Raw genomic sequence first — 25,644 nt, 5'->3', positions numbered from 1 at the left:
CTCATTCCGCCGCGGGGGCGAGGTGCAGGGGCTGCGACGGGGCCTGTGCTGGCGTCTGCGCCGCGGCGGGCTTCTTCGCCTTGGGCCAGCTGTCGCGGATCCAGGCCAGCCCGAACTGCAGAGCGAGACCAGTGCCCAGCAGCAGGCTGTCCCAAGCGACATCCTCGCCGGTATGCTCCTTGAGACCCTGAACGAGGTAGGCGAGGACGGAGCCGAGCGCGAAAACCGGCAGCGAATGACGCCCGAGCATGCCGATGGGCGCCAGAACCCGGCTGTGGCAGGCGCTGCGGATCGCCGGGATGCTGCTGACGAGGTAGAGCAGGAGCAGGACGTTCAGCAGGCGCGGCAGGTAGAGGTAGGTCTTGTTGAAGGCCGTGAAGACGCCCGGCACCCCCGCCTGGCTGACGAGCCAGAGCGTGTGATTGCCGGCCGCCCCGAATTCGGGCCAGAGGCGCCAGAGCGCGATCAGGATCAGCAGGCCAAGGGCGATCCCGCGCAGCACCGGGTTGGAGGGCACGAGGGCGCGCCCCTCGCGCATCCGGATACCGGTCAGCATCCCGATCACAAAGACCAGCTGCCAACTGAAGGGGTTCAGGAACCAGCCGCCGTCGTAGGGATAAAGTGGCAGGTTCACCCGGAACTGCGCGGCCAGGAACCAGACCACGGCGGACCCCGCCAGCAGGGCCCAGGGCCGGGCGATGGCGGCGATCAGCAGCGGCGGCACCGCGAGCATCAGCACGGCGTAAAGCGGCAGGATATTGGCGTAGCCGATCTGGTGGCCCAGCGTCGGCACGCCGATCAGGAAGCCCAGCGGGTCGCTGAACAACAGGCCCATGCCGTGCCGCCAGATCAGTTCGGGCGCCCCGAGGTAGCGGGCGCAGATCGCCCCGATGCCAAGGGCGCAGAGGGTGATCAGCAGGTGCACGAGGTACAGCGTCCAGCCCCGCGTCCAGGCCCGCCCCCAGCCCTGCCAGCGCGGCGCACCGCCGGTCCGCATGGCGGTGGAATAGGCGATCCCGGACGAGATGCCTGACATCAGCACGAAGGCCTCGGCGGCATCGGAAAAACCGATGTTTCGCAGGGTGAAGTGCTCGTAGAGGTTGCCGGGCACATGGTCGATGAAGATCGTGATCAGCGCCAAGCCGCGGAACACGTCGAGACGTGGATCGCGCGCGGAGGCGGGCGGTTTGACGGCGATATCAGGCATGGTGGCGATGCGGCGCAGGGGGGATCATGCCGGGCGCGCGGTCGGCCGGCAGGTCGGGGCCGCGGTGCAGCGGCGCCTCGCCCAGCCAGTCGGCAAGGATGCCCGCACGCGCGAGGATGACGCCATCCGGGTCCCGCTCGGGCGGGACGAGGAACAGCGCGCTCGCCGAGCGGCGCGAGCTCCAGGCGATCAGCATGGGCGCCGCGATCATCGGCAGGGCCACCGGCAGCATCCAGGGCACGAGGCCCGGCGCGAGGAAAGCCGCGGCGCAGAGCACGGCCACCCCCCAGAGGGTGATCCAGTTGCTCGCCTGCCAAGCGGTCCGCAGGTCCAGCGTTCCGTCGCCGCGGCTGCTGGCGGGCCAGCCGCCGTCGGCGCCGAAGAGAACCTGCAGCACGGAGCGGGTCTGGAACATCAGCAGTACGGGGGCCAACAGGGCCGAGAGCAGAAGCTCCGACAGGGTGGAGGCGACAGCGCTGAGGCTGCCGCCGAAGCCGCGCGCGCGGCCGCGCAGGCAGGCATCGAGCACGACCAGCAGCTTGGGCAACACCAGAAGGCCGATGACGCCGATCGCGATCTCGGCGGTGCGCGAGGCCGGCGTGGCGGGAAACTCGGGGAAGGGCCAGTTCTCGTCCGGGAAGTAATCGGGCGCGCGCACTGTCGCCGTGGCTGCGATGCTCGCCAGCAGGAAGCCGATCCAGAACAGCGGCGCGATGTAGGACAGGATGCCCTGCACGAAGACATAGCGGCTCCAGGGGCGCAGGCCCTGCGCGCCCAGAAGCTTCACGTGCTGAAGGTTGCCCTGGCACCAGCGGCGGTCGCGCTTGGCATGATCGAGCACATTCTCGGGGCCTTCTTCGAAGGAGCCGGTGAGATCCTCGTCAAGGCGCACGGTCCAGCCGCCGCGCGCCAGCAAGGCCGCCTCGACGTAGTCGTGGCTCAGGATATGGCCACCGAAGGGCGCGCGGCCCGGAAGCTCCGGCAGGCCGCAGCACTCGGCAAAGGCGCGGGTGCGGACGATGGCGTTATGGCCCCAGAAGGGCCCGGTGCGCCCCTGCATGACGGCCAGCCCCCGCGCGAAGGCAGGCGAGTGCATCCAGGTGGTGAACTGCATGGCGCGGGCGAAACGGCTGTGCGCGAAGACGGTGAAGGGCAGGCTCTGCAGCAGGCCGAGCTGCGGGTCGCCCTCGATCCGGCGCAGCATCTCGATCATCGTGCCCGGGGCCATGATGCTGTCGGCATCAAGGATCATGACGTGATCGAAGGCCGCGCCGGACGTCTCGATGAAATCCTGGATGTTCCCGGCCTTCCGACCGGCATTGCTGGTGCGGCGACGGTAGAAGATGCGCCCCGCGCCGCCCGTCTGGTCGAGGAGGTAGTGGAACCAGCGCTCTTCCTCGTCCCCGCGCGCCGCGTCGCGGGTGTCCGACAGGATCGCGAAGCTGAAGCAGCGCCCCTCGGGGTGCGCCTGCAGCGCCTGGTACATCGCGGCGATGCGGCTGAAGGTCTCTGGGGGATCCTCGTTGTAGATCGGAACGAGGATCGCGCAGGTCGCGCCGCTGACATCCGCGGCCCGCGGCGGGGCCGGGCGGCGCGGCGCGAAAAGACCCAGCAGCGCCTGCGCGGCGCCCCATGCCAGCCAGAAGGTGGTCGCGAAAAGCAGGAGGGCGCGCAAAAGCGCGATCCACCAAGGCTGCCCGCCTTCGAGGGACATCACGGCCGCAAAGCCGGCCAGAACCGTCGCGCCCGCGATCGCCACGGTGCGGCAGAGATAGGCGCTGTGATCCTCGCGGGCTCGGTCCGGGCGGCGGTAAGCCTGGCCTTGATCCATTTAGCTTCCCTGCCGGGCCTGGGGCCAGAGCAGGCGCCGCAGGGCCAGCCGCAGGCGCGGCTTTCCGGCCCCGAGCGCGGGGCCATGCCCAAGCCGCTGCTGCGGCATGGCGAGCGGCGCGTCGGGCAGGATGCCCCTGCGCGGCGCCGGCGTTGCGGTCAGGTCGGAGGTCAGGCGTTGATCCACTGGCATACCCAGATTTCAGTAAGCTTCCGCCCGTAACCCGCGATGTGGGCCGAGAGTTCGACCAGACCGCCATCTTCTGCCGTCACGTCGAGCACCGCGCGCCAGATATCACGCCCCTCGAGACGGTCCAGCGTGGCCACAGTGACCTCGCCGCCATGGCTAGAATGCACCAGCTCAACGGCGGCATCGGCAGGCATGCCGCCCAGAAGACCGCCCTCGAAGTCTATGACAAACTTACGAGAATTTTCCTGCGCCTCGACCCCCGAGACGCCGCCGGCACCGGCGCGCGTCTCGCCGACGCGAGCAAGCTCCGTGGGCTCGTCCTGCGACAAATTGCCCCAGTGCAGGCGATAGCGGAATTCGAGGCTGTCGCCGGCCCGCGCCTCTTGCTCGGGGATCCAGAAGGCGACGATGTTGTCGTTCGCCTCGAGATCGGTCGGGATCTCGACCAGCCGGACGATGCCCTGACCCCAGTCCCCCTCGGGCTCCACGATCAGCGAGGGCCGCTTTTCGTAGCGCGCGCCAAGGTCCTGGTAGTTGTCGAAATCGCGGTCGCGCTGGCACAGACCGAAGCTGACAGGCGAGGTTTCGGACAGGTAGCTGCCGGCCAGGCGCGGCGGGTTGTTCAGCGGGCGCCAGACCACATCGCCGCTGGCCCGCACGATGCGCAGCCCGTCGCTGTCATGGACCGCGTCGCGGTAATCGTCGAATTCGGCGCGGTTCTTCTCGGAGAACAGGAACATCGAGGTCAGCGGCGCGATGCCGAGCTGGCCGATATCCTCGCGCGGGTAGAGGCGGGCGGTGACGTCCATCACCGTCTCCTCGCCGGGATCGACGGTAAAGCGGAAGGCCCCCGCAAGGCTCGGCCCGTCGAGCGCGGCATGGATCACCAGCGGGCCGTCGCCCGTGGGGCGCTGCAGCCAGAAGCGGGTGAAGCGGGGAAACTCCTCGGCGCGCGAGGTGGCGGTGTCGATGGCAACGCCGCGGGCGCTGGCGCCATAGACGCTGCCGCGACCCAACGCGCGGAAGTAGCTGGCGCCGAGGAATGCGATCAGCTCGTCCATCTTGTCGGGGCGGTTCAGCGGCGCGTTGATGCGGAAGCCGGCGATGCCGGGCAGGACGGCATCATCGGCGACCTCGGCCTCCATGTCGTCGTAGTCGAAATCGGCGGTGCTGAAGAGCATCTCGCGCGCCTGATCGCCCTCGACCTCGTAAAGCCGCACCGGCTCCTCGAAGAGCCAGCCGAGCGGGAAGGCGTGCAACTGGAAGGAGTCGATCGGGCGCCACTGGTCCGAATCCTCGCGCCCCGGCGGGATCATCTCGTGCGGGGTCTCGGCGCGCGCTCCGGCATCCTCGGGCTCGGGCGTGGCCCAGCGGGCGGCCTCTTGCCGGAAGCGGATGCGGCGATAGGCGTCGTAGCTGTCGGGACGCGGGAAATCGCCCGGCGTCTCCGGCTCTCGGTAAGGCTCTTGCGCGAGCAGACGCATCTCCTCGCTCAGCGCGTCGAAGGAGAAGGGCTGCGCCTCCTGCGCCAGACGGCCTTCGGTGGGGGCGGCCTGCTCCTGCGCGAGGGCGGCGGCGGGCCAGCCCGCGCGGGCGGTCAGGCCGGCGGCCACGGCGACTTGCAGAAGCCTGCGGCGCGACACGGCGGCATCATGGGGGGTGCCGCGTCCCGCGACGGGCAGCGGCTTGTAGGAGCGGGGCATAGGCATCCGGTCAGAAAAGTGTCGTCGAATCAGAGCGCTGTCCGCGCGGTTCGCGATCTACTTGGATGCAGCCGCAGCATGCTTGCAATGGGCTAGTGGCGTCATCGGGGCATCTGCCACTGAAATGAGCATCAACCTGCCTGTTTCCGCCGTTTCGGCAGCATCCTGCGCAGCCTGAGGCCGCGGGTCCCGCGGGCGCGCGTGCGGCAGCGCGGCATCAGCCGGATCGGCAAAGCTTGCGCGCGCGCTTTTCGGCATACATCGCGGCCTCTGCCGCGCGGCGCAGGACGGCGAGGCTGTCGCCATCCTCGGGCGCGGTGGCCAGCCCGGCGGCGGCCGAGGGGGTCAGCACGGCGACCGATCCGCCGCCGGGCGGCTGCCACTCAAGCGGGCCATGCACCGCCTCGCCAAGGCGGTCGGCCAGCGGGCCGGCGGCCTCGGCATCGACGCCGGGCAGCAGCAGGCAGAACTCGTCGCCGCCGACCCGCGCGACGAGATCGTCGTCCCGCGTCCCCAGCCTCAGCCGCTGGCCGGTCGCGCGGATCACGGCGTCGCCGGCATCATGACCGAGCGTGTCGTTGAGCTGCTTGAAGCCGTTCAGGTCGAGGTAGATCATCGTGGCCGCCGCACCCCGCTGCAGCAGATCCTCCAGCAGCGCCTGGGCGCGCGCCGCGAAGACGACACCGTTCAGCAGGCCGGTCATCGGATCGATCTCGCTGAGGCGGCGCAGGCGCGCCGCTTCGGCGCGAAGGGACTGCAGCTCGTCCCGGTTCGCGGCGGCATGGCTGCCGAGGGAGGCGCCCAGGCGGCGGTCGATCTCGAGCATCAGGAGCGGCACTGCCGGCTCCTGCGCATCCTCCGCTGCGGCGGGATCGAGGGGCCGAAGGTGATGCGCCCGCGCCAGGCAGCCTTCGCCGAGCGGCAGGCGGACAAGTCCCTGGCCGCCCTGGCGCAAGACCTGCCGGCACTTTTCGGCGAAGCTCCCGGGGTTTGGCAGCGGCTCTCCGGGGGCGAGGTCGAAAGCCCTGCGCGCCGCGGCATTGGCGGCCCGCACGATCCCCGTGGCGTCGACCACCAGAAGGCAGGGACTGAGCCTCTCGATCGCCAGGGCGATGCCCGGCGGCAGCGGCATCGCCTCAGCGGGTGAAGGTGAAACCATTGCCGGCAGCCAGCGGATCGAGGTCGACGGTGACGCGGCAGCGGCCATGCCCCAGAGCGATCGCCTCGTTGATCTCGACACGGGCATAGCCTGCGGCATCGGCCGCGATCCGGCCGAAGACATTGGTCGTCATCATGCACAGCGAGGGCCGCCCCTCGACCTGGCGGGCGAAAGGGCAGCTGGAGTTCACGAAGGTGATGCGGTTCTCGGCGATGCTCTCGACCGAGAATCCGCCGCCGATCCGGGCCTTCAGATCGACCAGCGCCGCCGCGAGACCCTGCGCCAGCGTCCCGGCCGAGGCGATGTCGTGGCCATAGGCGATGCTCAGATCCTCGCCCAGCCGATTGCCAACCATGGTGACGAAGGCCGAGGCATCCTCGAGCCCCACGGTCTGTTCCAGACTGGCCGCCAGCGAGCCGATCACGCTGGCGAAGAAGGCATCGCGGCCCAAGCTGGCTGGCGTGGTGATCCTGTCGAAGGCCGCCGGGCCGGCGTCCAGCCCCGCGTCCCGTGCCCGGTCCAGGACCGCGCCCTGATCGATCTCCGTGTCGGTCATCGCCGCCTCCCATCGCCATGGCATGCCGCGTGATTAGGGCAGCATGCTTAACATCTGCCTAACGGCGGGCGGCAGGCTATTCGGCGGCGATATCCGCGGCCTCCCCGGCGTTTCGCTCGCGGATCTCGCGCGCCTCGCCCAGAAGCGCGGTGAGCAGGGCGACATGCTGCCGCAGGCTGTAGGCCTGGCTGCCGGCGCGGCGCATCCGCTCGGCCTCCGCCTCCTCTTCGAGCAGGCGGGGGGCCGCCAGGGCGGGCGCCATAGGCCCCGCCAGCAGGCGCGGCAAGTGCCGCTCGCGGTCGTAGGCGCCGAGGCCGAAGCAGGCGGCCTGAACGAGAAGCGGCGGCCGCCGCAGGTCGGCGATGCGGGTCTGGATGTCGTGCATGGAAGGGTCCCCCTCATGACTGGCCGGATTGGCGGGGGAGAGGTCTTGCATGCTTCGGGGCGGCGTTGCGCGAAACGGTCTTGGCCGCACGTCCGCTTCAGCCTTGCTTACGATTTGGCAAGGAAGATGAAGGAGCACCGGGTCCCGTTAATCGGCGGGAAAGGGTTGCCCAGAAGTCTTGTTGTCATGCCCGCTTCGCCCCCGGCGGGGCGAGGGCGCTGCGGCGCCGGGGGAAGAAAGATGCCTGTGCCATATTCGGGAGAGACGGCGGATCCGCTGCCCGCCTGGGTGCCGGAGGCTGCCCGGCACTACCTGGCCCATGTCGAGGCGGGGCGCTCCATCCGGGCGCTTGCCCGGGGGGCGGATGTCCATGCCTCGACCATCCTGCGGCAGGTGCGCCGGCTCGAGGGCCGGCGCGACGATCCGCTCGTCGATGGCGCGCTGCGCCAGCTGTCGCTGTGCCTGCCCCGCGCCCGCCCACCGTCAAAGGAGAGAGCGATGAAGATCGACCGTAGCTGCCCGGCGGAAGGCGACCTCGCGCGCGAGGGGCTGCGCGTCCTGCGCCGCCTGGCCGAGCCGCGCGCCGTGCTGGCGGTGGCGCGCGAGATGGAGACCGGCCTCGTCCTGCGCGACGAGGAGGGCGCCGCGCCGCAGCGCCTTGCCACCGTGTCCCGCAGCATCGCAGAGGCCATGGCGCTCAAGGACTGGATCGCGGCCGAGGATCCCGCCGCGCGGATCCTGCGCTACCGGATCACCGGGCCGGGCAGGGCGGCGCTGCGCGCGCTGGCAGAGGCGCCAGCCGGCGCCGACGGCTTTGCCGAGGCGCAGCGGCCCTTCGGCGCAGAGGCGCGCGAGGATGAGGCGGCGGAGGCCGATGGCCGGCTGCGCCACATGCGCAGCGCCCTGGGCGAAAGCCCCCTGGCCGGCCTCGCGCGGCGGCGCGACAAGGACGGCAAGCCCTTCCTGTCCCGCGATCTGGTCGCTGCCGGAGAGCGCCTGCGCGAGGATTTCGAGCTGGCGCAGATCGGGCCACGGGTGACGCAGGACTGGGACCGCTTTCTCAGCGGCAGCCCGGCCACGGGCCGCGGCGGCAAGACGCCCTCGGGCCTGGGCGCGCGTGACCGTGTCGCCGCGGCGCTCAGCGATCTCGGGCCGGGCCTGGGCGACGTGGCGCTGCGCTGCTGCTGCTATCTTGAAGGGATGGAGAGCCTTGAAAAACGCATGGGCTGGTCGGCGCGATCCGGCAAGATCGTGCTGCGCATCGCGCTACAACGCCTCAGGCGGCACTACGACGAGAGCCCGCATGGGCAGATGATCGGCTAGGGCCTCGCCGCGTCATCCACGTCCGGATCGCCCGGGCAATCGCGGACCGCAACCATCAGGCCGTACTTGCCACGCAGGATGCCACCGCAAGAGCTGATGGTGGTGTCAGACCAGGCGGGGGGACGGTTCGTCCGCCATCCGAACCAGGCGACGGCTGCCAGAAGGCAGAGGGCCGCCATCGTGAGAGTGATCTTGAGGTCCCGCATCATATCCGGCCTGCCGACCCGCCCGGGGCGGAGCGGCCCGGGGCTGATGGCGGAGAGACAGGGATTCGAACCCTGGGAACCCGTAAAGGCTCAACGGTTTTCGAGACCGCCCCGTTCGACCACTCCGGCACCTCTCCGCGGTCTGGGGGGCGATTTAGCGGGGACGGCGGCGGGGCGCAAGGAGGTTTCTCGCAGCTGCCGCACGGGCACTGACAATGGCGTCACCGGGACGGCTGGACGCTTGGCGTGGGCGGGCGCGCCGCGTATCGAAGGGGCGATGCAGCAGCAAGGATCCTGCCAGATGCGCCACCTTCTTCGCACCGCCGGCGCCGCGGCGCTTGTCTCGCTTTCGGCTGCGGCCCTTGCGCCCTTGGGGGCGCTGCAGGCCAGCGCGCAGCAGCAGGAGGCGCCGGCCACAGACGAAAGCTTCGACCGGCTCTACGAGGCGCTCCTGATGCCCCAGATGCTGGCGGTCATGCGCGAGGAGGGGCTGGTCTACGGCGAGACCATGGCCGAAGAGATGCTGCCCGGCGGCGCCGACGCGGGCTGGGCTGCCCAGGTCTCAGAGATCTACGAGATCGAGCGCCTCGAGGAGGCGATGCGGACCGGCATGCGCGCCGCGCTGGACGAGGCGCAGGCGCAGGCGGCGGCGGAGTTCTTCACCAGTGAGCCGGGGCAAAGCCTTGCGGAGTGCGAGCTCGAGGCGCGGCGCGATTTTCTGGACCCCGAGGTCGAGGCCCGCGCCAAGGAAGAGGCCGCGCTGGCGCTGGCCGACGAGGCGCCGCGGATGGCGCTGATCGACAGCCTGATCGAGGCCGGCGACATCATCGAGCAGAACGTCGCGGGCGGCCTCAATGCCAATGTCGCCTTCTTCACCGGGCTGATGCAGGGCGGCGCCGGCAGCAGCGGCGGTGTCGTGGACGAGGGCGCGATCCTGTCACAAGCCTGGGCGCAGGAGCCGGTGCTGCGGCAGGCCACGACCACCTGGGCCTATGCCTTTCTCGACTACGCCTATGCCCCGATCGAGGACGAGGCGCTCGAGCAATACGAGGTCTTCTACCGCTCGGACGCCGGGCGCGCGCTGAACCAGGCCAGCTTCGAGGCCTATGACGCGATGTCGACCCAGATCAGCCGCGCGCTGGGGCTGGCGCTGGCCGAGCGGATCGGCGGGCAGGAGATCTGAGGGGCTAGAGCCCCGGCGCCGCCGGGCTGGGCCCCCAGAGCAGCAGCGAGGTGACGAGGCTGCCGGGGCTTTCGGCGTAAAGGCCGTAGTCCCCCTGCAGCTGCAGGATGCGCGCAGGCCGGTCCTGCTGCGGCACGTTGGCGGCATCGAAGGCCGCGGTCAGCGCCGGGCCGCCGCCGCTTTCGATCGCCTCCAGCACCTGCGGGAAGCGGCCCTTGACCGCCAGCTCGACCTCGCCGCGGCGGGCGCGCTCTTCGGGGGCGGCGCCGGCGAGGGTGCCGCGCAGGCCGGGCAGGGGCGTGCAGGCCGATGCAAGGGCCACCGCGCCGAGAAGGGCGCAGAGAGCCAGGCGCGGGAGGGCGATCTTGCGGGGGGCGTGGGTCACGGTGCGGCCTTTCGGGCTTGACTTCGGGGCCAGATGCGCAGATACGCCCGCATCTCGGCAAGTCCCCATTGACGAAGGGGCTGTCGATGCGCGGGCTCCCGCCGCCGACCCTGAGGGTCATCGCTGGCGGGGCGCCCAATACCAGGACTGCCCGCAAGACGGGCACGCAGCCCGATGGTGGCCCAGGCCGCAACGCCCCGCAAGGGGGACCGCAGGGCGCGAGATACGAAGGAAAGACAGATGTTTGCGGTTCTGAAGACCGGCGGAAAGCAGTACAAGGTCGCCTCTGGCGATGTGCTGCGCGTCGAGAAGCTGGCAGCCGATGCCGGCGAAACCGTCCAGTTCAACGAGATCCTGATGATCGGCGACACCATCGGTGCCCCGCTGGTCAGCGGCGCTGCGGTGCAGGCCGAGGTGATCGAGCAGATCAAGGGCGAGAAGGTCATCCACTACGTTCGCCGCCGGCGGAAGCACTCGTCCAAGCGGACGAAGGGCCACCGCCAGCAGCTGACGCTGCTGCGGATCACCGACCTGCTGAGCGAGGGTGCCGACAAGTCCGGCGTCAAGGCTGCCGTCGGCTCCGGCTCTGCCGTGGCCACCGAGGGTGCGCCCGCCGCGAAGAAGCCCGCTGCCAAGAAGGCCGCCGCGCCGAAGAAGGCCGAGGGCTCCGACGATCTCAAGCAGCTGTCGGGCGTTGGCCCGGCGCTCGAGAAGAAGCTGCTCGAAGGCGGCGTGACGAGCTTTGCGCAGATCGCCTCCTGGACCGAGGCGGATATCGCCCGCGTCGACGAGGAGCTGTCGCTCAAGGGCAAGATCGAGAAAGAGGGCTGGGTCGAGCAGGCCAAGTCCCTGCAGGCTTAAGGAGAAAGACGCATGGCACACAAAAAGGCAGGCGGTTCCTCCCGCAACGGTCGCGATTCCGCTGGACGCCGTCTTGGCGTCAAGAAGTACGGCGGCGAAGTCGTGATCCCGGGCAACATCATCATGCGCCAGCGCGGCACGAAGATGTGGCCGGGTGAAGGTGTCGGCATGGGCAAGGATCACACGATCTTCGCCACCGCCGAGGGCACCGTGTCCTTCCGCAAGGGCTTCAAGGGTCGCACCTTCATCTCGGTGCTGCCGGTGGCCGAAGCCGCGGAATAGGCTGAGCCTCATAACGCTTTGACGGGCGGGGGATCGGCGGCAGGCCGGTCTCCCGTCTTTTTCGTTTCGCCGCAAGGCCGCGCGAGGAGGCGCGGCGGGTCACGAAATACAAAGCCAATCGTGCGAGGGCATCCCAGGGAGGTGCTTGATGACTATCCAGACCGCGATGACACAGCCGGAGATCAGGGCAGAGCGCGTGACGCTGCGGCCCCTGCGCCGCTCGGACCTCGGGCTGATCGAGCATTATGCCGCCGATCCGCGCGTGGCCCGGGGCACCCGGACGATTCCGCATCCGTTGCCGCCCGGCTCGATCTCGCAGATGATCGACCGCGCCACACGCGAGGGCCGGAGTGAGGACATCTGGGCGATCGACGGCAGCGCTGCCGGCATCGGCGAGGTGCTGGGCCTCGTCAGCCTTGCGCGGCTGGAGCCGATCCGCGGCCGCCAGCAAAGCGAGGTCGGCTACTGGGTCGCGCCCGCCTTCTGGAACGCGGGTTTCGCGCAGGAGGCGCTGCGCGCGCTGATCGAGGCGAACCCCCATGCCGACGACGAGCTTTTTGCCGAGGTGTTCCAAGACAATGCCGTCTCGGCCCGCGTGCTGACGAACTGCGGCTTCGAGTACCTCGGCGATGCCGAGGCCTATTCCGTTGCCCGCGATACCACCGTGCCGACCTGGACCTACGCGCTGAAGCTGAAGCGATGACGCCCCGGCTGACCACGGCGCGGCTGGTCCTGCGCGGCCTCGAGGCCCGGGATGCCCCGGCGATCCAAGAGGGGCTGAGCGACTGGGAGGTCGCGCGCTGGCTATCGGCCCCGCCTTGGCCCTATGGCCGCGAGGATGCCGATTGGTTCATCCATGAGGCCGAGGGGCAGCACTACGCCATCGACGCCGGCGAGGGCCTGATCGGCGTCATCTCGGTCAAGCCGGACCTCGGGTACTGGCTGCGGCGCGACCATCACGGGCGAGGCCTGATGAGCGAGGCCGCCGAGGCCGCCGTCCAAGCCTACTTCGAGACGACGCAGGAGCCGCTGGTCTCGGGCCACTTCGAAGGCAACGCCGCCTCGCGCCGCGTGCTGACGAAGCTGGGGTTTCGCGACACCGCGCCCGAGGTGACCTTCGCCCGCCCGCTGGGGCAGGACGTCACGGTGCAGCGGATGCGGCTTACCGCGGACGACTGGCGGGCCAGCCGTGCCTGACATCCGCCTGCGCCCGCTGACACCCGGCGACGCGGATCAGCTGCACGAGATCGTCTCGGACTGGCAGGTCGCGCGGCAGCTCGGCTCCTGGCCATGGCCGCCGGACCCGGCCTACACAGCCAGCCGCGCGCGGCCCTTCACCGGCGACGGCTTCGTCTGGGGCGCCTTCGGCGAGGGCCGCCTGCTGGGCACTGTCGGCGTGACGGATGGCGGGCTTGGCTACAGCTTCCGCCTCGCGCTTGCGGGGCAGGGGCTGGCGACAGCGGTGGTGTCGCGGGCGGTGGACCACGCCTTCGCCGCCGGCACGCCCGAGATCCGCGCCGGCGCCTGGGCTGACAACGCGGCCTCGATCAGGGTGCTCGAAAAACTCGGCTTTCGCCGCATCGGCGCGGGGCGCGAACTCGCCCGCGCCAGGGGCGAAGAAACGGCCTGCATCGACTTTGCCCTTCCCGCGCGCGACTGGCGCGGGTTGAGACCCGATCCTCGCTGGACTATCGCGGTGGATAACAGAACGGAAAGCCGCACATGAAATTCCTCGATCTCGCCAAGGTCCAGATCCGCTCCGGCTCGGGCGGCAACGGCTGCATCAGCTTCCGGCGCGAAAAATTCATCGAATACGGCGGGCCGAACGGCGGCGACGGCGGCAATGGCGGCAATGTCATCGCCGAGGCCGTCGAGGGGCTGAACACGCTGATCGACTTTCGCTACCAGCAGCACTTCTTCGCCCAGAACGGCAAGGCCGGGCAGGGCTCGCAGCGCACCGGCGCCACGGGCGACGACATCGTGCTGCGCGTCCCCGTCGGCACCGAGATCCTCGACGAGGACGAGGAGACGCTGATCGCCGACCTGACGGCGCCGGGCGACCGCGTCGTGCTGGCCGAGGGCGGCAATGGCGGCTGGGGCAACCTGCACTTCAAGAGCGCAACCAACCAGGCCCCACGCCGCGCCAACGCCGGCCAGCCGGGGGTGGAGCGGACGATCTGGCTGCGGCTGAAGCTGATCGCCGATGCCGGTCTGGTGGGGCTGCCGAACGCCGGCAAGTCGACCTTCCTTGCCGCCACCTCCAACGCCCGGCCGAAGATCGCGGATTACCCCTTCACCACGCTCGCGCCGAACCTCGGCGTCGTCGGCGTCGATGACGTGGAATTCGTGGTCGCGGATATTCCCGGGCTGATCGAGGGCGCCTCCGAGGGGCGCGGCCTTGGCGACATGTTCCTCGGGCATATCGAGCGCTGCGCCGTGCTCCTGCACCTCGTCGACGGCACCTCGGGCGATCCGATGGCGGATTACCGCACCATCACCGCAGAACTCGAAAGCTACGGCGCGGGCCTCGCCGACAAGCCGAGGGTGACGGTGCTGAACAAATGCGACACCATGGACGACGAGGAGCGCGCCTTCCTGCTGGAGGAGATGCGCGCCGCGGCGGGGGGCGAGGTCATGCTGATGTCCGGCGTCACCGGCGAAGGCACGCAGGAGGTGCTGCGCGCGCTCAGGCGCCAGATCGACGATGGCCGCCTGCGCCGCAAGGCCGCCGACGAGGCCGCCGATCTGCCCGAAGGCGGAACCGAGGAGGGGACGTGGCAGCCCTAGGACTGACCGGCGCAAGGCGCATCGTCGTCAAGATCGGATCGGCGCTGCTGGTCGACCGGGAAAGCGGCGCCCTGCGCGCCGACTGGCTTAAGAACCTCGCGCAGGATGTTGAAGCGCTTGTGCAATCGGGCGCCGAGGTGGTGCTCGTCTCTTCCGGCTCCATCGCCCTGGGCCGGCGGCTTCTGAAGCTGCCCGCGGGAGAACTGACGGTCGAGCACAGCCAGGCCGCCGCCGCCGCCGGGCAGATCCGCCTTGCCCGCGCCTACGAGGAAGCCTTCGCGCAGCACGACAGGATTGCGGCGCAGGTCCTTGTGACGCTTGACGATTCCCGGGACAGGCGGCGTTACCTGAACAGCCGGGCGACACTGCACACGCTGCTGGGCCTCGGCGCGATCCCGATCGTCAACGAGAACGACACCATCGCCACGGACGAGATCCGCTACGGCGACAACGACCGGCTTGCCGCGCAGGTCGCCGTGACCGTAGGCGCCGACCGGCTGATCCTGCTGTCGGACATCGACGGCTTCTACAGCGCCAATCCGCAGGTCGATCCAGCCGCCCACCGCTTCGAGGTGGTGGAGCGGATCACGCCCGAGATCGAGGCCATGGCCTCTCTTGGCGTATCGGGCCTGTCGAAGGGCGGCATGATCACCAAGCTGATGGCGGCCCGTGTCGCGACAGAGGCCGGCTGCGCCATGGCGATCACATTGGGCGCGCCCAACAACCCGTTGAGACTGCTGCAAGAGGGTGCGCCGGCGACCTGGTTCACGGCGCAGACTGACCCGCAGGCCGCGCGCAAGCGCTGGATTGCGGCGATGAAGCCGAAGGGCGAGATCAGCGTCGATGCCGGCGCCGCCGCCGCGCTAGCCGAGGGCAAGAGCCTGCTGCCCGCCGGGGTGACCGCGGTCCAAGGCCCCTTCGGCCGTGGCGATCCCGTGGCGATCCTCGGGCCCGGCGGGGCGCGGCTCGGCCTCGGGCTGACGCGCTACACCGCCGAGGAGGCCGCCGCGATCCAGGGGCGCCGCAGCGTGGAAATCGAGGCGATCCTCGGGTATCGCGGTCGCGCCGCGCTCGTCCATCGCGACGATATGGTCACCTGATCCTGCAGGTGCTAGCCTTTCGCCCGAGCAGGAGGGCCGCGCCATGAAGGACATCACCGATACCGCCGCGCTGATGCAGGACATCGGCGCCCGCGCGCGCATTGCAGCGCGAGCGCTCGCCAGCGCCCCGGCCGAGCAGAAGGCCACGGCCCTCACCGGCGCGGCGCAGGTGCTGCGGGATCGGGCCGCTAAAATCCTGAAGTCCAACGCGGAAGACATTGCCCTCGCTCGGGAAAAGGAGCTGAGCCCCGCCATGCTGGATCGTCTCGCCCTTGACGATACGCGGCTCGAGGCCATCGCCCGCAGCCTCGAAAGTGTGGCCGCGCAGCCCGATCCTGTCGGCGCGGTCATCGCAGAGTGGGACATGCCCTCGGGCATCCACATCCGCCGCGTGCGCACCCCTTTGGGCGTCGTCGGCGTGATCTACGAGAGCCGGCCCAACGTCACGGCGGACGCGGGCGCCCTGTGCCTGAAGTCGGGCAATGCCGTGATCCTGCGCGGCGGCTCCGAAAGCTTCCACTCCAGCCGCGCGCTGCATGCCTGCCTCGCCGAGGGGCTGGATCGCGCGGGCCTGCCGCAGGACGCGGTCCAGCTTGTGCCGACGCAGGACCGCGCGGCGGTGAGTGCCATGCTGACGGCGGTGGAGCATATCGACGTCATTGTGCCGCGCGGCGGCAAGGGGCTCGTCGGCCTCGTCCAGCGCGAGGCGCGGGTGCCGGTCTTCGCCCATCTCGAAGGCATCTGCCACACCTACGTCGACGGCGCCGCCGATCCTGCCATGGCGTTGGAGATCGTGCTGAACGCCAAGACGCGGCGCACGGGCATCTGCGGCGCGATGGAATGCCTGCTGATCGACGAGGCCTTTCACGCCCAGCACGGCCCGATCCTGATCGAGGCGCTGGTGCAGGCCGGGGTCGAGGTACGAGCCGAGGGCGCGCTTGCCGGTCTTGGTGGCAGCATCGCCGCGCAAGAGGATGATTTCGGAAGGGAATTCCTCGACATGATCTGCGCCGCGCGTCTGGTTCAAGGCGTCGAGGGCGCCATTGACCATATCCGCCGCTACGGATCGAACCATACCGACGGGATCGTCACGCAAGACGCTGATACGGCAGAGACATTCTTCAAGGAGCTCGATAGCGCGATCCTGATGCACAACGCCTCAACCCAGTTCGCCGATGGCGGAGAGTTCGGGATGGGCGCCGAGATCGGGATCGCCACCGGCAAGATGCATGCGCGCGGCCCCGTGGGGGCCGAGCAGCTGACCAGCTTTCAGTATCTGGTCAGCGGCAAGGGCAGCACCCGGGGCTAGATCCCCGGGCGCGCGCCGCCTTCGGCGCCCAGCGTCGTGGTGCGCAGCGCCTTGAGGTGCGCGGCACTGCCGATCAGCGCGGCATAGTCGTCCTCGATCACCGAGACGCCGAAGTTCGACATGAAGCCGGCGAAGCGCCCCTTGTCGCGGAAGGCGTCGATGAAGCCGTATTGCGCGAGGTAGGGCGCCATGGCCTGCGCCATGCCACCGGCGAGGTAGACGCCGCCGAAAGGCAGGTTGATCAGCGCAAGGTTGCCCGCAACGGTGCCGAGGAAGCGGGCAAAAACGCGCACGGCCTCTGTCGCGCGGTCGTCGCTGCCCTCCTGGAAGGCGGTCATGACCTGGTGCGCGCTTTTCTCGACCGGATCGCCAGCCTCGACGCCGAGCCAGGCATAGACATGCTCCAGCCCGCGGCCCGAGAGCACGTCCTCGACCGCCGGGAAGCCATGCGCCGTGGCGACGTAATTCGCCAGCCGCATGTCGGCATCGCTGCGCACCGGCAGGTTCTGGTGGCCGCTTTCGGAGGGGGTGACGAGGCGCCCGACCTCGGTCTCGAACACCGGCGCGGCGTTGAAGCCGGTGCCGATGCCGATGACCATCTTGGCGGCATGCGGGTTCTTCGAGGGGCTGGGCAGGATTTCCCGCAGGTTGTCCTCCGCGACATGCCCCAGTGCGTGACCTTGCGCCTGCAAGTCATTGAGAATGGCGACAGTCTCGGCCTGTGTGGCGCGGGCCAGCATCGGCTTGTCGATGGTCCAGTCGAGGTTGGTCAGGCTGGCCTTCTCGTCCCGGACGGGGCCTGCCACGGCGACGCAGGCGGCGAGGCAATCGACATCACCTTCGTCCGCTATGTAGCGGCGCAGAACCGATTCCAGCCCCGGAAACTCGGCATTGGCGTAGCGGCGCGTCGTCTCGGGCACGGGATCGAGCCCGTGGTACAGGGCGACCCGCGTGTTGGTGCCGCCGACATCGGCGACGATGGAGTAGAGATTGGCGGGATGCTTGGTCATGGGCCTCTCCGTTCGGTTCAGCGCGCCAGCGCCGCGGACAGCGCGTGATAGGACGCCTTGGGCGTCCGCTTCAAGCTGTCGAAATCCACATGCACCATGCCGAAGCGCTTCTCGTAGCCGAAGGCCCATTCGTAGTTGTCGAGCAGCGACCAGTAGAAGAATCCCTTCATGTTCGCGCCCTCGGCCCGGGCCTGCTGAACGGCGCCCAGATGGGCGGCCATGTAGGCCTCGCGCTCGGCATCGGTGACGGCGCCGTCCGTCAGGTGGTCATCCCAGGCCATGCCGTTCTCGGTGACGTAAAGCGGCAGCTCGCCGACGTAGTCGCGCGACAGGCGGGTCAGGATGATCTTCAGCCCCTCGGGATAGATTTCCCAGCCCATCTGGGTCTTTGGCAGCGGTCCTTCGACCGGTGCGACAGAGGGCCAGGGCTGGTCGGGCGCGGCGCGCAGCAGGCTGCGGGTGTAGTAGTTCACCCCGAGGAAATCGATCGGCTGCGAGATCAGGGCCATGTCGTCCTGCCAGCCCTTGGGCATATGCGGCTCCAGCCCCTCCAGCGCCTCAGCGGGGTACTGGCCCTTGGAAATCGCCTCGATGAACCAGCGGTTGTAGATGGCGTCCTGCACCGCGGCGGCCCTTGCCGCGCCGGCGCTGTCATCGGCCGGTTCCGCCGCCTCGAAGTTCAGGACGATGCCGAGCGTGTCCTGACCCATGCCGCGCAGACGCTCTACCGCCGTGCCATGCGCCTTGAGGACATGGTGCATGGCGCGGGCGGCGGCGCGGATGTCGCGCAGCCCGGGCGCGTGATGGCCGAGGAAATGCGACAGGAAGGCGACGCACCAGGGCTCGTTGATCGTCGCGATTGAGGCGACGCGGTCGCCGAGGCGGCGGGTGATGACCTCGGCGTAGTCCGCGAACCAATGAGCGACATCGGGGTTCGTCCAGCCGCCGAGGTCGGCGAGGGCAGAGGGCATCTCCCAATGGTAGAGGGTCTGAAAGGGCGTCAGCCCGCGTTCGAGCATCGCGTCGACGAGGCGGTCGTAGTAATCCAGCCCCTCGGCGTTGGGGGTGCCGCGCCCCTCGGGCAGGACCCGCGCCCAGGAGGTCGAGAAGCGGTAGGCGTCGAAGCCGCCGTCCTTCAGCAGGTCGAGGTCTTCCTCGTAGCGGTGGTAGTGGTCGCAGGCGGTGGCGCCGTCCTCGGCCCGCACGACGTTGCCGGGCGTCGCGGCGAAGCTGTCCCAATGGGTCGGACCGGCGCCGCCGAAGCGGTGCCCCTCGATCTGGTAGGCGGCGGTGGCGGCGCCGAAGACAAAGCCCTCGGGAAAGCTGGAGCGTCCGGGTATCATCGTGTCATCCTTGCGGGGTCAGGGTCGGGGCAGGTCCGGTGGACTGCCCCAGGATCAGCTCCGCCTGCAGCAGGCGGCTGGGCGGCGGGGTGGCGGGCGCGTCGATCCGCTCGAGCAGCATGCCGCAGAGCAGCGCGCCGGCATCGCGGATCGAGGAGCGGGTGGCGGTGAAGACGGGCCTGTCCCCGGCGTTCTGCAGGAAGGACAGCACGTCGTCGTGGATCGCGACGCTGACGTCGCGCCCCATGACGAGGCCTGCCTCCTCGATCGCGCGGCGGATGCCGAGGGCCAGAATGATCGAGGCGGCCAGAACCGCCGTCGGCCGCTGCGGCAGCGCCAGAAGCTCCTGCATTGCGGCATGGCCGTTCAGCTCCGTCATCTCGACGGCATGCATCTGCGCGGGATCCACCGCGATCCCGCGGGCGGCGAGGGCGCGGGCATAGCCGTCGCGGCGCCGGTGGGCGAAATCCAGATGCTCTGGGCCGTTGATCAGTGCGATGCGCGCATGTCCCAGGTCCATTAGGTGATCCGTGGCGCGGGCGAAGGCGGTGCGGTTGTCGACATCGACCCAAGCATAGGGGGCACCGTGCTCCGTCGCGCGGCCATGCACGACGTAAGGCAGCCCGAGCTCATCGAGCAGGGCAAGGCGCGGGTCGTGGACGCGGGGGCCGTGCACGATGACCCCGTCGACCGAGCCGCGGGCGCGGAAGCTGCGGTAGACCTGCGCCTCCTGCTCTTCGGGGACGATGGCTGTGACCAGCTCGTAGCCCTTGCGGGCCAGCGCCTCGCCGAAGCCGACGGCGAAATCGGCGAAGATCGGGTTCATCATCTGGTGCGCCGTACTCAGCGGCACGACCTGGCCGATGGTCATCGTGCGCCCGGTGGCAAGGCCCTTGGCGCGGGTGTTCGGGCTGTAGTCATGGCGCAGGGCCGCCTCGCGGACGCGGCGTCGCGTCGCCTCGCTGACCTCCGGATAGCCGTTCAACGCCCGGCTAACCGTGGTCTGGCTTAGGCCAAGAACGCGCGACAACTCCTTGAGGTTCATGGCTTTCATCTGGCCCAAAGCGCTTTCAATTGGCGGCACTGTAGGGCCCGGAGGCGGCGCAGTCAAAGCCCGGAGGATTGTCTGGAGGTGCCGGCAAGCAATTGACAGGGAGACGAAGCTGCGCGACCTTTGGCGCAGCCCAAAGCGCTTTGGTGTCCGATGCGGAACCCGGCGCTTGCTGAACAGTCGCGCCGGCGCAACGGCGCACCTAGGGAGGGAGACCTTATGACCCGTACCATTACAGCCCGTCTCGGCGCCGGCGTTGCCGCGCTGGCCCTCATGGCCGGCACGGCAGGCGCGCAGAGCCTGATGTTCCCGATCGACGAAGGCGACTTCAACTGGGACAGCTACCACGAGTTTGCCGATGCCACCGACCTCTCGGGCCAGAGCCTGACGATCTCGGGCCCCTGGCTGAGCGTTGACCAGGAGCTGTTCGAAAGCGTCCTGGCCTACTTCGAAGAGGCGACCGGCGCGGATGTGTCCTACGTCGGCTCCGACAGCTTCGAGCAGCAGATCGTCATCGACGTGGAGGCCGGCTCGGCCCCGAACATCGGCGTCTTCCCGCAGCCCGGCCTGCTGAACACGCTGGCGAACCGCGGGCTGGTCACGCCGATGCCCGAGGGCACCGAGGAGTGGATCGCCGAGAACTACGCCGCCGGCCAGTCCTGGGTCGATCTCGCGACCTTCGAAGGCCCGGAAGGCGAAGAGGACCTCTACGGCCTGTTCTACAAGGCTGACGTCAAGAGCCTCGTGTGGTACATCCCCGAGAACTTCGAGGATGCCGGCTACGAGATCCCCGAGACGATGGAAGACCTCAAGGCCCTGACCGAGCAGATCGTCGAGGATGGCGAGACGCCCTGGTGCATCGGTCTGGGGTCCGGCGGCGCGACCGGCTGGCCGGCGACCGACTGGGTCGAGGACATGGTCCTGCGCACCCAGCCGCCCGAGGTCTATGACCAATGGGTCAGCCACGAGATCCCCTTCAACGACGAGCGCATCGTGAACGCGATCTCGGAGTTCGGCTACTTCCTGCAGGACGACTTCGTCGCCGGCGGCAGCCAGGCCGTCGCCTCGACCGACTTCCGCGACAGCCCGCAGGGTCTCTTCAGCTTCCCGCCGCAGTGCTACATGCACCACATGGCCAGCTTCATCCCCTCCTTCTTCCCCGAGGGGACGGTCGTGGGCGAGGACGCCGATTTCTTCTACTTCCCCGCCTACGAGGAAGAGGATCTCGGCCAGCCGGTGCTCGGCGCCGGCACGGTCTTCGCGATCACCGACGAGAACGAGGCCGCCAACGCCTTCATGCAGTTCCTGCAGACGCCCATCGCGCATGAGATCTGGATGGCGCAGTCGGGCTTCCTGACCCCGCTGACCACGGTCAACACCGATCTCTTCGGTGACCCGACGCTGGGCCGGATGAACGAGATCCTGCTGGACGCCACGACCTTCCGCTTCGACGGCTCGGACCTGATGCCCGGCGCCATCGGCGCGGGCGCCTTCTGGACCGGCATGGTCGACTTCGCCGGCGGCGCCAGCGCGCAAGAGGCCGCGGACGAGATCGAGGACGCCTGGGCGGCCATCGACCAGTAAGGGCACCGGCAGGGGCGCCTTGCCGCCCCACCGACCCACGGGAGCCGCGCCTCGTCTGGCGCGGCTCCGTCACCTAAGAAGGGGGGAGCAGGAATGAATCCGGTCTTTCAGGGCGTTCTCGCCATTGCCGTCGCTGTCGCGGGATGCGGCGCCTATTTCTACCTGTCGAACCTCTTTCTAGACCGGGTGCTTTACCCGCCGACCGGACGCGATCCTGGGCGCAACGTGAACCGCGCCAATGCCATCCGGCCCTGGCTGTTCCTCGCCCCGGCGATCCTCTTCCTCGCGCTCTACCTCGGCTACCCGGTCATCGAGACGCTGCGGCTGTCGGTCACCGACCGCGTTCCCGGCGGCTTCGTCTGGGCCGGCTTCGACAACTACGCGCAGATGAGCCGCGAGTCGAAGTTCTGGGAGGCCTTCCGCAACAACCTGCTGTGGCTGATCGTGGTGCCCGCCGTCTCGACGGCCCTGGGCCTGCTTGTCGCCCAGCTTACCGACCGCATTTCCTGGGGCAATGTCGCGAAATCGCTGATCTTCATGCCGATGGCGATCTCCTTCGTCGGCGCCTCTGTCATCTTCAAGCTGATCTACGACTACCGCCCCGCCAGTCAGGAGCAGATTGGCGTCCTCAACGCCGTCTGGCTGCAGTTCGACGGCGGCCTGGCCTCGGTTCTGGTGCTGCGGGTGGTACCGGGGCTGCTGCTGGCGGGCTTCATCGCCGCCGCCGCCTGGCTGATCTGGGCCATGCTCGAGCCTGTGCTGCTGGGCCGCCGCAAGCAGGGCGCCCTCTCGATCCTTCTGCGCGCCGCGCTCAGCCTCGGGGCGCTGTTCCTGATCTGGCGCGCCGTTACCTCGATCATCGGGCTGGCGCTGGTTGATCTGCCCTACGGGCAGCCGCAGACCTGGCTGACCATTCCCTTCTGGAACAACTTCTTCTTGATGGTGGTGCTGATCTGGATCCAGACCGGCTTCGCCATGGTGCTGCTTTCGGCGGCGCTGCGCGGCATCCCCGACGAGACGGTCGAGGCCGCGATCGTTGATGGCGCCGGTCCGTTCCAGATTTTCTTCCGCATCAAGGTGCCGCAGATCGCCGGCACCATCGCGGTGGTCTGGACGACTATCACCGTCACCGTGCTCAAGGTCTTCGACATCGTCTACGCGATGACCAACGGCCAGTGGGAGACGCAGGTGCTGGCGAACTACATGTACGACAAGCTGTTCCGGTCGAACGACTGGGGCGTCGGCTCGGCCGCGGCCATCGTCATCATGCTGCTGGTGACGCCGATCCTGGTCTGGAACATCTACAACGCCCGGCGCGAGATGCGCTGAGGCCTGCGGGGAAAGAAGACGCATGGACAACATTGCCGGTACCAAATCCTCGCTGACCTGGGCGGTGCACATCACCGTCGTGCTGCTGGTCGCGCTCTGGGTCTTTCCGACCGTGGGGCTGCTCGTCTCGTCCTTCCGGACGGGCGACCAGATCAGCACCTCGGGCTGGTGGCGCGCTGCCTTCCCGACGGAGCAGACGATGCAGTTCCGCACTGCCGGCGCCGATGAGGCGATCGAAGAGGACGGCGTCTGGACCCTCACGGGCAACGTCTTCGACGGCTCGGGCACCGATCCGCTGACAATCTCGGCCTGGGGGACCTCGTCGCGCACGCCCAACGCCTACGAGGCGGGCGAGATGGTCGAGGATGACGGCGAAAGCTGGACCGTCCTCGAGAACGGCGATTACACCTATACCAGCACCGAGGAACCCTCGCGCCGGGGCGAACGCTTCTTCGGCTCGGCCCTCGTCGCGCCGGAGTTCACCTTCGGCAACTACCAGCGGATGCTCTTCGACCCCTCGAACGTGCAGGGCATGAGCCAGGCCTTCTTCAACACGCTCACGGTTTCGATCCCGGCGACGATCATCCCCATCGTCGTCGCCGCCTTCGCCGCCTATGCGCTGGCCTGGATGGAGTTTCCGGGCAGGGCGCTGCTGATCGCCGCGGTGGTCGGCTTTCTCGTGGTGCCGTTGCAGCTGGCGCTGATCCCGCTTCTGCGGCTGCATAACGCGATCGGGATCGGCAAGGGCTACATGGGGGTATGGCTGGCCCATACGGCCTTCGGACTGCCATTGGCGATCTACATCCTGCGCAACTACATGGTCGGTCTGCCACGCGACATCATCGAGAATGCGCGCGTCGACGGGGCGACCGATTTCCAGATCTTCATGCGGATCATCCTGCCGCTGTCCTTCCCGGCGCTAGCGGCCTTCGCGATCTTCCAGTTCCTCTGGACCTGGAACGACCTTCTGGTGGCCCTCGTCTTCCTGATCGACAGCTCGGGAAAGACCACCGTGATGACGCGCCAGATCATCGAGCTTCTGGGCACGCGGGGCGGCGACTGGGAGATTCTCGCAACGGCAGCCTTCGTCTCGATGGCCGTGCCACTTGCGGTCTTCTTCCTGATGCAGAAGTACCTCGTCCGCGGGCTGCTCGCCGGCTCCGTGAAGTAAGACGAAGGGAACGGCATCCATGAGCACAAGCGAAAGCGGGTCGCGGCCGGTCTTCCGGCGCGAGGGGCCGGATTGGTGGCGCGGGGCGGTGATCTACCAGATCTACCCGCGCAGCTACCAGGACAGCGCGGGCGACGGCGTCGGCGATCTTGCAGGCATTGCCCGGCGGCTGCCGCATATCGCCTCGCTCGGGGTGGATGCCGTCTGGATCAGCCCCTTCTTCACCTCGCCGATGCGGGATTTCGGCTATGATGTCGCCGATTACTGCGACGTCGATCCGATGTTCGGCACACTGGCCGATTTCGACACCGTCATCGCCACGGCCCATGGCCTTGGCCTGCGGGTGATGATTGACCTCGTGCTGTCGCATAGCTCCGACCAGCATCCCTGGTTCAAGGAAAGCCGGCAAAGCCGCGACAATCCCAAGAGCGACTGGTACGTCTGGGCCGATGCCAAGCCCGACGGCACGCCGCCCAACAACTGGATGTCGCTCTTCGGTGGCAGCGCCTGGGAGTGGGACGGGCGCAGGATGCAGTACTTCCTGCACAACTTCCTGACCACGCAGCCGGACCTGAACTTCCACAACCCCGACGTCCAGGAGGCGCTGCTGGACGTGGAGCGTTTCTGGCTGAAGCGGGGGGTCGATGGCTTCCGCCTCGATGTCGTGAACTTCTACTTTGCCGACAAGTACCTGCGGGACAATCCTGCGCTGCCGCCCGAGCGGCGCAACGATTCCATCGCGCCGGGGGTGAACCCCTATAATTGGCAGGAACACCTCTACTCGAAGAACCAGCCGGAAAACCTTGAATTCCTGAAGCGTTTCCGCGCTGAGATGGTCCCTTACGAGGCCGCCGCGGTTGGCGAGGTCGGCGATGCCCAAAAGGGTCTCGAGATCATGGCCGAGTATACCTCGGGCGGGGACAAGGTGCAGATGTGCTACCCCTTCGAGCTGTTGCAGCCGCACAGGATCACCGCGCAGCAGACGGCGGCAGTGTTCCGCCGCCTTGGCCATGCCGCGCCCGATGCCTGGCCCTGCTGGGCGCTGTCGAACCACGATGTGGAACGACACGTAACCCGCTGGAACCTAAGCCAGGCCGCCGCACGCACCTATACGGTTCTGACGCTCTGCCTGCGCGGCTCGGTCTGCCTTTATCAGGGCGAGGAGCTGGGGCTGGCGGATGTCGATCTGGCCTTCGAGGATATCCGCGATCCCTACGGCCTGCAGTTCTGGCCCGAGTACAAGGGCCGCGACGGCTGCCGCACGCCGATGGTCTGGGACCCGGATGCGCCGAACGGCGGCTTCAGCGAGGGCAAGCCCTGGCTGCCGATCGGGGCGGAGCATCTGCCCAAGGCGGTCGCGGCGCAGGAGGAGGATCCCGCTTCGATGCTGAACCACTACCGCCGCGCCATCGCGCTGCGGCAGCGGCACCCGGTTCTGGCCGACGGGCATCACGACGGCGTCCATGCGGTCGGCGATATCGTCTACTTCACCCGCTTCGACAGCGACGAGGCGCTGTTCTGCGCCTTCAACCTCGGCGAGACGGGGTCGGACATGAGCCTGCCGCAGGGGAACTGGGTCTCGGTCGCCCAGTCCATCAGCGGGGCCGAGCCCGATGGGACCGGCAGCGTGCACCTGGCGCCCTGGCAATGCTGCCTGGCCCGCCGCGCCGCTTGAGTAAAAAAGCAATGA

25 protein-coding genes and 1 tRNA gene are annotated in these 25,644 nt (G+C 68.8%); 14 read left to right on the top strand and 12 right to left on the bottom strand.

Annotated features, from left to right (window positions below):
* Position 1: 1 nt before the first annotated feature.
* From DFP88_RS04120 to DFP88_RS04090, 7 genes are all read right to left on the bottom strand, one after another.
* The gene (locus DFP88_RS04120) at positions 2–1,207 is read right to left on the bottom strand and encodes an OpgC family protein (RefSeq protein WP_110813147.1); all 1,206 of its coding nucleotides are present in this window, start codon (positions 1,205–1,207) and stop codon (positions 2–4) included.
* Positions 1,200–3,038 carry a glucans biosynthesis glucosyltransferase MdoH gene (mdoH, locus tag DFP88_RS04115; protein ID WP_110813146.1) on the bottom strand — a complete coding sequence of 613 codons (1,839 nt, stop codon included), beginning with the start codon at positions 3,036–3,038 and terminating at the stop codon, positions 1,200–1,202. Before mdoH ends, DFP88_RS04120 begins: the two co-directional genes overlap by 8 nt.
* Positions 3,039–3,230 carry a hypothetical protein gene (locus tag DFP88_RS04110; protein WP_146227409.1) on the bottom strand — a complete coding sequence of 64 codons (192 nt, stop codon included), beginning with the start codon at positions 3,228–3,230 and terminating at the stop codon, positions 3,039–3,041.
* Complete coding sequence (locus DFP88_RS04105; protein ID WP_245904668.1) at positions 3,209–4,930, bottom strand: OpgD/OpgG family glucan biosynthesis protein; 1,722 nt, start codon at positions 4,928–4,930, stop codon at positions 3,209–3,211. Before DFP88_RS04105 ends, DFP88_RS04110 begins: the two co-directional genes overlap by 22 nt.
* 217 nt (positions 4,931–5,147) lie before the next feature.
* Entirely contained in the window at positions 5,148–6,062 is a 915-nt protein-coding gene (locus DFP88_RS04100) for a GGDEF domain-containing protein (protein WP_110813143.1), read from the bottom strand.
* A 4-nt stretch (positions 6,063–6,066) separates the two neighbouring features.
* Entirely contained in the window at positions 6,067–6,645 is a 579-nt protein-coding gene (locus tag DFP88_RS16980) for a methanogen output domain 1-containing protein (protein WP_110813142.1), read from the bottom strand.
* A 76-nt stretch (positions 6,646–6,721) separates the two neighbouring features.
* Positions 6,722–7,030 (bottom strand): DUF6477 family protein, encoded by a 309-nt coding sequence (locus DFP88_RS04090; protein WP_110813141.1) that lies wholly within the window; start codon positions 7,028–7,030, stop codon positions 6,722–6,724.
* A gap of 240 nt (positions 7,031–7,270) precedes the next feature.
* Here DFP88_RS04090 and DFP88_RS04085 point away from each other — a divergent pair, with 240 nt between their 5' ends.
* On the top strand, positions 7,271–8,353 hold the full coding sequence (locus DFP88_RS04085) for a DUF6456 domain-containing protein (protein WP_110813140.1): 1,083 nt from the start codon (positions 7,271–7,273) through the stop codon (positions 8,351–8,353).
* Positions 8,354–8,606: 253 nt separating this feature from the next.
* Here the strand turns inward: DFP88_RS04085 and DFP88_RS04075 are convergent.
* Positions 8,607–8,696, bottom strand: a tRNA-Ser gene (locus tag DFP88_RS04075).
* A 164-nt stretch (positions 8,697–8,860) separates the two neighbouring features.
* On the opposite strand from DFP88_RS04075, the gene DFP88_RS04070 reads away from it, so the two are divergent.
* Positions 8,861–9,742: a DUF2059 domain-containing protein gene (locus DFP88_RS04070; protein ID WP_110813138.1), complete on the top strand. Its 882-nt coding sequence runs from the start codon at positions 8,861–8,863 to the stop codon at positions 9,740–9,742.
* A 4-nt stretch (positions 9,743–9,746) separates the two neighbouring features.
* On the opposite strand, the gene DFP88_RS04065 is transcribed toward DFP88_RS04070, so the two are convergent.
* Complete coding sequence (locus tag DFP88_RS04065) at positions 9,747–10,127, bottom strand: hypothetical protein (RefSeq protein WP_110813137.1); 381 nt, start codon at positions 10,125–10,127, stop codon at positions 9,747–9,749.
* Positions 10,128–10,367: 240 nt separating this feature from the next.
* Between DFP88_RS04065 and DFP88_RS04060 the strand changes: the two genes are divergently transcribed.
* From DFP88_RS04060 to DFP88_RS04025, 8 genes are all read left to right on the top strand, one after another.
* Positions 10,368–10,988, top strand: a complete 621-nt coding sequence (locus DFP88_RS04060) for a 50S ribosomal protein L21 (RefSeq protein WP_110813136.1) — start codon at positions 10,368–10,370, stop codon at positions 10,986–10,988.
* Between the two features lie 12 nt (positions 10,989–11,000).
* Positions 11,001–11,270, top strand: a complete 270-nt coding sequence (rpmA, locus tag DFP88_RS04055) for a 50S ribosomal protein L27 (protein WP_110813135.1) — start codon at positions 11,001–11,003, stop codon at positions 11,268–11,270.
* A 148-nt stretch (positions 11,271–11,418) separates the two neighbouring features.
* Positions 11,419–11,973: a GNAT family N-acetyltransferase gene (locus DFP88_RS04050; RefSeq protein WP_110813134.1), complete on the top strand. Its 555-nt coding sequence runs from the start codon at positions 11,419–11,421 to the stop codon at positions 11,971–11,973.
* Complete coding sequence (locus tag DFP88_RS04045) at positions 11,970–12,467, top strand: GNAT family N-acetyltransferase (protein WP_110813133.1); 498 nt, start codon at positions 11,970–11,972, stop codon at positions 12,465–12,467. Before DFP88_RS04050 ends, DFP88_RS04045 begins: the two co-directional genes overlap by 4 nt.
* The gene (locus tag DFP88_RS04040) at positions 12,460–12,996 is read left to right on the top strand and encodes a GNAT family N-acetyltransferase (protein WP_110813132.1); all 537 of its coding nucleotides are present in this window, start codon (positions 12,460–12,462) and stop codon (positions 12,994–12,996) included. The genes DFP88_RS04045 and DFP88_RS04040 overlap by 8 nt, the downstream gene beginning before the upstream one ends.
* Positions 12,993–14,057, top strand: a complete 1,065-nt coding sequence (gene obgE / locus DFP88_RS04035; RefSeq protein ID WP_110813131.1) for a GTPase ObgE — start codon at positions 12,993–12,995, stop codon at positions 14,055–14,057. Before DFP88_RS04040 ends, obgE begins: the two co-directional genes overlap by 4 nt.
* Positions 14,045–15,157, top strand: a complete 1,113-nt coding sequence (gene proB / locus DFP88_RS04030) for a glutamate 5-kinase (protein ID WP_110813130.1) — start codon at positions 14,045–14,047, stop codon at positions 15,155–15,157. The genes obgE and proB overlap by 13 nt, the downstream gene beginning before the upstream one ends.
* Positions 15,158–15,200: 43 nt before the next feature.
* Positions 15,201–16,466, top strand: a complete 1,266-nt coding sequence (locus tag DFP88_RS04025; protein ID WP_110813129.1) for a glutamate-5-semialdehyde dehydrogenase — start codon at positions 15,201–15,203, stop codon at positions 16,464–16,466.
* Here DFP88_RS04025 and DFP88_RS04020 read toward each other — a convergent pair.
* The 3 genes from DFP88_RS04020 to DFP88_RS04010 are packed head-to-tail and all read right to left on the bottom strand — an operon-like array spanning position 16,463 to position 19,864.
* Positions 16,463–17,476 carry a glucokinase gene (locus DFP88_RS04020; protein ID WP_110813128.1) on the bottom strand — a complete coding sequence of 338 codons (1,014 nt, stop codon included), beginning with the start codon at positions 17,474–17,476 and terminating at the stop codon, positions 16,463–16,465. The genes DFP88_RS04025 and DFP88_RS04020 overlap by 4 nt on opposite strands.
* Before the next feature lie 17 nt (positions 17,477–17,493).
* Positions 17,494–18,819: a GH1 family beta-glucosidase gene (locus DFP88_RS04015; protein WP_110813127.1), complete on the bottom strand. Its 1,326-nt coding sequence runs from the start codon at positions 18,817–18,819 to the stop codon at positions 17,494–17,496.
* A 4-nt stretch (positions 18,820–18,823) separates the two neighbouring features.
* Complete coding sequence (locus DFP88_RS04010) at positions 18,824–19,864, bottom strand: LacI family DNA-binding transcriptional regulator (protein WP_110813126.1); 1,041 nt, start codon at positions 19,862–19,864, stop codon at positions 18,824–18,826.
* 237 nt (positions 19,865–20,101) lie between these two features.
* Here DFP88_RS04010 and DFP88_RS04005 point away from each other — a divergent pair, with 237 nt between their 5' ends.
* The 4 genes from DFP88_RS04005 (at position 20,102) to DFP88_RS03990 (ending at position 25,629) form a co-directional block, all read left to right on the top strand.
* On the top strand, positions 20,102–21,454 hold the full coding sequence (locus tag DFP88_RS04005; RefSeq protein WP_425450809.1) for an ABC transporter substrate-binding protein: 1,353 nt from the start codon (positions 20,102–20,104) through the stop codon (positions 21,452–21,454).
* Positions 21,455–21,547: 93 nt separating this feature from the next.
* Complete coding sequence (locus tag DFP88_RS04000; RefSeq protein WP_110813124.1) at positions 21,548–22,783, top strand: carbohydrate ABC transporter permease; 1,236 nt, start codon at positions 21,548–21,550, stop codon at positions 22,781–22,783.
* Positions 22,784–22,805: 22 nt separating this feature from the next.
* On the top strand, positions 22,806–23,954 hold the full coding sequence (locus tag DFP88_RS03995) for a carbohydrate ABC transporter permease (RefSeq protein WP_110813123.1): 1,149 nt from the start codon (positions 22,806–22,808) through the stop codon (positions 23,952–23,954).
* A gap of 19 nt (positions 23,955–23,973) precedes the next feature.
* The gene (locus tag DFP88_RS03990; protein ID WP_110813122.1) at positions 23,974–25,629 is read left to right on the top strand and encodes an alpha-amylase family glycosyl hydrolase; all 1,656 of its coding nucleotides are present in this window, start codon (positions 23,974–23,976) and stop codon (positions 25,627–25,629) included.
* The last annotated feature ends 15 nt before the right edge of the window (positions 25,630–25,644 follow it).

It is taken from the genome of Pseudoroseicyclus aestuarii, assembly GCF_003217255.1.
In the GTDB taxonomy this organism is placed as follows: Bacteria; Pseudomonadota; Alphaproteobacteria; order Rhodobacterales; family Rhodobacteraceae; genus Pseudoroseicyclus; species Pseudoroseicyclus aestuarii.
The sequence above is the reverse complement of the archived record's forward strand: the minus strand, read 5'-3'. Positions and strand labels throughout refer to the sequence as shown.

What these genes read in the sequence shown, in the direction of transcription:
- DFP88_RS04120 (WP_110813147.1), bottom strand. Translation starts at nt 1,207, where the DNA reads ATGCCTGATATCGCCGTCAAACCGCCCGCCTCCGCGCGCGATCCACGT.
- mdoH (WP_110813146.1), bottom strand. Translation starts at nt 3,038, where the DNA reads ATGGATCAAGGCCAGGCTTACCGCCGCCCGGACCGAGCCCGCGAGGAT.
- DFP88_RS04110 (WP_146227409.1), bottom strand. Translation starts at nt 3,230, where the DNA reads ATGCCAGTGGATCAACGCCTGACCTCCGACCTGACCGCAACGCCGGCG.
- DFP88_RS04105 (WP_245904668.1), bottom strand. Translation starts at nt 4,930, where the DNA reads ATGCCCCGCTCCTACAAGCCGCTGCCCGTCGCGGGACGCGGCACCCCC.
- DFP88_RS04100 (WP_110813143.1), bottom strand. Translation starts at nt 6,062, where the DNA reads ATGCCGCTGCCGCCGGGCATCGCCCTGGCGATCGAGAGGCTCAGTCCC.
- DFP88_RS16980 (WP_110813142.1), bottom strand. Translation starts at nt 6,645, where the DNA reads ATGACCGACACGGAGATCGATCAGGGCGCGGTCCTGGACCGGGCACGG.
- DFP88_RS04090 (WP_110813141.1), bottom strand. Translation starts at nt 7,030, where the DNA reads ATGCACGACATCCAGACCCGCATCGCCGACCTGCGGCGGCCGCCGCTT.
- DFP88_RS04085 (WP_110813140.1), top strand. Translation starts at nt 7,271, where the DNA reads ATGCCTGTGCCATATTCGGGAGAGACGGCGGATCCGCTGCCCGCCTGG.
- DFP88_RS04070 (WP_110813138.1), top strand. Translation starts at nt 8,861, where the DNA reads ATGCGCCACCTTCTTCGCACCGCCGGCGCCGCGGCGCTTGTCTCGCTT.
- DFP88_RS04060 (WP_110813136.1), top strand. Translation starts at nt 10,368, where the DNA reads ATGTTTGCGGTTCTGAAGACCGGCGGAAAGCAGTACAAGGTCGCCTCT.
- rpmA (WP_110813135.1), top strand. Translation starts at nt 11,001, where the DNA reads ATGGCACACAAAAAGGCAGGCGGTTCCTCCCGCAACGGTCGCGATTCC.
- DFP88_RS04050 (WP_110813134.1), top strand. Translation starts at nt 11,419, where the DNA reads ATGACTATCCAGACCGCGATGACACAGCCGGAGATCAGGGCAGAGCGC.
- DFP88_RS04045 (WP_110813133.1), top strand. Translation starts at nt 11,970, where the DNA reads ATGACGCCCCGGCTGACCACGGCGCGGCTGGTCCTGCGCGGCCTCGAG.
- obgE (WP_110813131.1), top strand. Translation starts at nt 12,993, where the DNA reads ATGAAATTCCTCGATCTCGCCAAGGTCCAGATCCGCTCCGGCTCGGGC.
- DFP88_RS04025 (WP_110813129.1), top strand. Translation starts at nt 15,201, where the DNA reads ATGAAGGACATCACCGATACCGCCGCGCTGATGCAGGACATCGGCGCC.
- DFP88_RS04020 (WP_110813128.1), bottom strand. Translation starts at nt 17,476, where the DNA reads ATGACCAAGCATCCCGCCAATCTCTACTCCATCGTCGCCGATGTCGGC.
- DFP88_RS04015 (WP_110813127.1), bottom strand. Translation starts at nt 18,819, where the DNA reads ATGATACCCGGACGCTCCAGCTTTCCCGAGGGCTTTGTCTTCGGCGCC.
- DFP88_RS04010 (WP_110813126.1), bottom strand. Translation starts at nt 19,864, where the DNA reads ATGAACCTCAAGGAGTTGTCGCGCGTTCTTGGCCTAAGCCAGACCACG.
- DFP88_RS04000 (WP_110813124.1), top strand. Translation starts at nt 21,548, where the DNA reads ATGAATCCGGTCTTTCAGGGCGTTCTCGCCATTGCCGTCGCTGTCGCG.
- DFP88_RS03995 (WP_110813123.1), top strand. Translation starts at nt 22,806, where the DNA reads ATGGACAACATTGCCGGTACCAAATCCTCGCTGACCTGGGCGGTGCAC.
- DFP88_RS03990 (WP_110813122.1), top strand. Translation starts at nt 23,974, where the DNA reads ATGAGCACAAGCGAAAGCGGGTCGCGGCCGGTCTTCCGGCGCGAGGGG.